Source organism: Roseiarcus sp. (assembly GCF_049514155.1).
Taxonomy (GTDB): domain Bacteria; phylum Pseudomonadota; class Alphaproteobacteria; order Rhizobiales; family Beijerinckiaceae; genus Roseiarcus.
The window spans coordinates 1-4,514 of the sequence record NZ_JBEKVH010000232.1 but is presented as its reverse complement, the minus strand read 5'-3'; the positions used below and the strand labels follow the sequence as shown (position 1 = coordinate 4,514).

Genomic DNA, 4,514 nt, shown 5'->3' with positions numbered 1-4,514 from the left:
CTTGGCGGCGAGCGCCTTGGCCTTGGCGAGCGCGTGGGCGTGCAGCGAGGCGGCGTCGACGATGGCGTTGATGAGGCCGCCGGCGCGAGCCGCCTCGGCGTCGAACGGCTCGCCGAGCAGCAAATATTCGCTCGCCCGCGCGCGGCCGAAGCGCAGCGGCGCGAGCAGCGAGGAGCCCGCTTCCGGCACCAGGCCGAGATCGACGAACGGCATGTGGAAGCGCGCGCTTGGACTCGCGTAAACGAGGTCGCAGTGGAAGCACAGCGTCGTTCCGAGGCCGACCGCCGGCCCTTCGACGGCGGCGACCAGAGGCTTGGCGAAGCGCGCCAGCGCGTAGATGAAGCGCATGACCGGCGTTTCGCCGATCAGCGCGCCGGGGGCGAGCGCGTAGGCGAGGAAATCGCCGATGTCGTTGCCGGCCGAGAAGACGCCGCCGCTGCCCTCGAACAGCAGCGCGCCGACCTCGGAATCGTCGCTCGCCCGAGCGAACGCGGCGATCAGCGCCTCGTACATCGCGCCGGTCAGCGCATTCTTTTTCTCCGGCCGCGCCAGCGTGACGACGAGGACCGCGCCGTCGCGACTGACTTTGACAAATTCGCTCATGCGCTCTCCGCGAGGACGGCGTCGCAGCTCGCGAGCGGCGCGGCGCCGGACTGGATCGAACGGGCGAGGCCGGGCGCCGCGGTCGCGAGCTTCTCGGCGAAGAAGCGGGCGAGGCCGATGCGGCCGCGCTCGGCCGGCTGGCTCAGCGCGGCGAGTCCCGCCTTGGCGAGGCAGATTCCGCCGAGCGCGAGGCCGAACAGCCTGAGATAGGATGTCGCGCCGGCGAGCGCCGAGGCGAGGTCGCCGCCGAGCGCGCCGCCAAGATAGGCGCTCGCCTGTTCGAGCGCGTCGACCGCTTCGCCGAGCCGCGCCGCGGTCGCACCGAATTCCGCTTCGCCCGACGCCGCCACGGCGGCGACCACCGCGCGCATGGCGGCGATTTCGCGCTTGAGCGTCGCGCCGCCCGACAGCGGCAGCTTGCGCTGGACGAGGTCGATCGCCTGAACGCCGTTCGTGCCTTCATAGATGGCGGCGATGCGCGAATCGCGGAAATATTGCGCCGCGCCGGTCTCCTCGATGAAGCCCATGCCGCCATGGACCTGCAGGCCGAGCGAGGCGACCTCGTCGCCGATGTCGGTCGAGAACGCCTTGGCGACCGGGGTCAGCAGCGCGGCGCGCTCGCTGGCCAGCGCGCGCGCTTCGGCGCTTTCGGCGTGGATCGCCAGATCGATCGCCATCGCCGTCAGATGGCAGATTCCGCGCGCCGCCTGGACCAGCGCCTTCATCGTCGCGAGCATGCGCTTGACGTCGGGATGCTCGACGATCGGGCTCATACCGCCGCCGGCGGCGCCGGCGCGGCCCTGGCGGCGCTCGCGCGCGTAAGTCAGCGCCTTCTGATAGGCCTTCTCGCCGATCGCCACGCCCTGCAGGCCGACGCCGAGCCGGGCGGCGTTCATCATCACGAACATCGCCGCCAGGCCGCGGTTCTCCTCGCCGACCAGATAGGCGGTCGCGCCGCCCGCGTCGCCATAGACCATGACGCAGGTCGGAGAGGCGTGGATGCCGAGTTTGTGCTCGATCGAAGCGCAGCGCACGTCGTTGCGGGGTCCGAGCGAGCCGTCCGGCTTGACGAGAAATTTCGGCGCCAGAAACAGCGAAATGCCGCGGGTGCCGGGCGGCGCGTCGGGCAGGCGCGCCAGCACGAGATGGACGATGTTGTCGGCCAGGTCGTGTTCGCCGTAGGTGATGAAGATCTTCTGGCCGGTGAGGCGATAGGTCCCGTCGACCGCGCGCTCGGCGCGGGTCTTGACCGCGCCGAGGTCGGAGCCGGCCTGCGGCTCGGTGAGGTTCATCGTCCCGGTCCATTCGCCGGTGACGAGGCGGCCGAGATAGGTCGCGCGCAGCGTTTCGCTTCCATAGACCTCGAGCGCGCCGATCGCGCCCTCGCCGAGTAGCGGACAGAGCGCGAAGCCCATCGACGCGCCCGACCACATCTCGTTGCAGGCGGCGGCGACCGCATGCGGCAGGCCCATGCCGCCGTATTCCGGCTTGGCGGTGACGCCAGCCCAGCCGGCCTCGGCCCAGCGGCGATAGGCGTCGCGGAAGCCGGGCGGCATCGTGACGACCCCGTTGGCGCAGCGCGCCCCCTCGCGGTCGCCGACGACGTCGAGCGGCGCGATCGCTTCGGTGGCGAACTTGCCCGCTTCGGCGATCACCGCTTCGGCGGTGTCGAGATCGAGCTCGCCGAACCGGCCCTCGTCGATCGCCGCCGCGAAGCCGGCGACGTGCTTGAGCGAATAGAGAATGTCGGCGACCGGCGCGCGATAGGTCATGGCGTTCCCTGTTGCGGCGTCGTCCGTGCGCGCCGCTTGACGACGAAGAGCTTGTCGCGTCCATAGGCGCCGCACAAGCGCGCCATAAGGTTTAGAAATAAACCAATACCCGCGCAAGCCGATCTCCGCACGCCACGCACGCATGTCGCAACCCACGCGTCAGACCCGCCTCGCGCCCGCCGATCCGCGGGCGATCGCCGAAGCCGCCGCCTGCCTGCGCGCCGGCGGCCTGGTGGCGATGCCGACCGAGACGGTCTATGGCCTCGCCGCCGACGCGACCAACGACCGCGCCGTCGTCGCGATCTACGCCGCCAAGGGCCGGCCGGCTTTCAATCCGCTGATCGCCCATGTCGCCGACGCGGCGGCGGCGGCGCGCGAGGGCGCGTTCGACGACTTCGCCCGCCGGCTCGCCGAGGCGTTCTGGCCGGGGCCGTTGACGATCGTCGCGCCGGTCGCGCCGAGTTGCCGGGTGAGCCTGCTCGCGCGCGCCGGACTCGAGACGCTCGCCTTGCGCTGCCCCGACCATCCGGTCGCGCAGGCGCTGATCGCGGCGGCGGGCGTCCCGCTCGCCGCGCCTTCGGCCAACCGCTCCGGCCGCGTCAGCCCGACCACCGCCGCCCACGTCGCCGCCGACCTCGACGGCCGGATCGACTGGATCCTCGACGGCGGCCCGGCGCGGCGCGGCGTCGAATCGACGATCGTCGCCTGCCTCGGCGGGCGGCCGCGGCTGTTGCGTCCCGGCGCGTTGACGCGTGAGCGGATCGAAGCCGCGCTCGACGTGGCGCTCGACGACGCGACGCCCGGCGGCGCGCCGCTCGCGCCCGGCCAGCTCGCGTCCCACTATGCGCCGCGCGCCCGGCTCAGGCTCGGCGCGCACGAAGTCGCCGCCGGCGAGGCGGCGCTCGACTTCGCCGGCGCGCTGGCGCATGCGGGCGCGACGGCGCGGCTCGACCTTTCGCCCGCCGGCGTCCTCGAGGAAGCCGCCGCCCATCTCTTCGCCTATCTGCGCGCGCTCGACGACAGCGGGGCGGCGCGCATCGCCGCCGCGCCGATCCCCGAGCGCGGACTCGGCGTCGCCATCAACGACCGGCTTCGCCGCGCCGCCGCGCCGCGCGGGGAGGAAGCCTGACGCCGCGACCTCATGTCGCGGCGGCTGCGGCACTCGTTTTCTTGCACGATTGGCTTGCGCCAGCGCATACGATCCGCAGTTTCCGACTGCGACGAAAGCGCCTCACGATCCATGGCCTCCACACTCGACTGGGATGAATTCCGTTTGATCAAGGCGATCGCCGACGCGCACTCGCTGGTCGGCGCCGCCGAGGCGTTGAACCTCAATCATTCCACAGTGTTCCGTCGCCTCGCGGCGATCGAAAACGACGTCGGGGCGCGGCTGTTCGAGCGTTCGCGCGCCGGCTATCAGCCGACCGAAGCGGGCGAAGAAATGATCGCGCTCGCCGGCTCGATGGCCGAATCGATCCTGGAGTTCGAGCGGCGCGTCGCTGGCCGAGACGCCAAGCCGAGCGGCGAATTGCGGGTGACCACCGTCGATTCGGTGGCGATTGGTCTGCTCGCGCCGATCCTGAGCCGCTTCCGCGCCGCCAATCCCGCCGTCCAAGTCGACCTGATCATCGCCGAGCAGACGCTCAATCTGTCGCGCCGCGACGCCGACGTCGCGATCCGCGGCGCCAACGACCCGCCGGAGTCGCTGGTCGGCCGCCGCGTCTGCGCCATTCGCTGGGCGGTCTATTGCGCGCCGGCGATCGCCAACGAATTCGGCGGAAGAGTGATCGCCGCCGCGCCGTGGGTCGGGTTCAGCACGGCGCCGACGCGCGCCAAGCGCTGGACCGACGAGAAGATCGGACCGCGGCGGCAAGTCTGCTCCGTCAACTCCGTGCTGGCGATGGCAGGCCTGGCCGTCGGGGGGGTCGGCGCGACGGTGCTGCCGTGCTTCGTCGGCGACCAAAACCCGGGCCTAGTGCGCATCGGCGGGGTCATCCCCGACCTCGACGTCGACCTCTGGCTGTTGACCCACGCCGATCTGCGGCACTCGGCGCGCGTGCGCGCCTTCATCGATTTCGCCGGCGCCGAGCTCGCCTTCGCCCGCGATCTGATCGAGGGCGTCGCAGCGGTCGAAGCGGC

4 protein-coding genes are annotated in these 4,514 nt (G+C 71.8%); 2 read left to right on the top strand and 2 right to left on the bottom strand.

Going from position 1 to position 4,514, the window contains the following annotated elements; translation table 11 throughout:
- A partial coding sequence (locus ABSF49_RS20465; protein WP_424114482.1) for an enoyl-CoA hydratase-related protein occupies positions 1-603 on the bottom strand: 603 nt, incomplete at its 3' end.
- On the bottom strand, positions 600-2,375 hold the full coding sequence (locus ABSF49_RS20460) for an acyl-CoA dehydrogenase family protein (protein WP_424114481.1): 1,776 nt from the start codon (positions 2,373-2,375) through the stop codon (positions 600-602). The genes ABSF49_RS20460 and ABSF49_RS20465, both read right to left, overlap by 4 nt.
- A gap of 142 nt (positions 2,376-2,517) precedes the next feature.
- On the opposite strand from ABSF49_RS20460, the gene ABSF49_RS20455 reads away from it, so the two are divergent.
- A complete protein-coding gene (locus ABSF49_RS20455; RefSeq protein WP_424114480.1) occupies positions 2,518-3,504 on the top strand; it encodes an L-threonylcarbamoyladenylate synthase in 987 nt (328 codons plus the stop codon).
- Positions 3,505-3,615: 111 nt separating this feature from the next.
- The coding region (locus tag ABSF49_RS20450; protein WP_424114479.1) for a LysR family transcriptional regulator at positions 3,616-4,514 on the top strand (899 nt) is incomplete at its 3' end.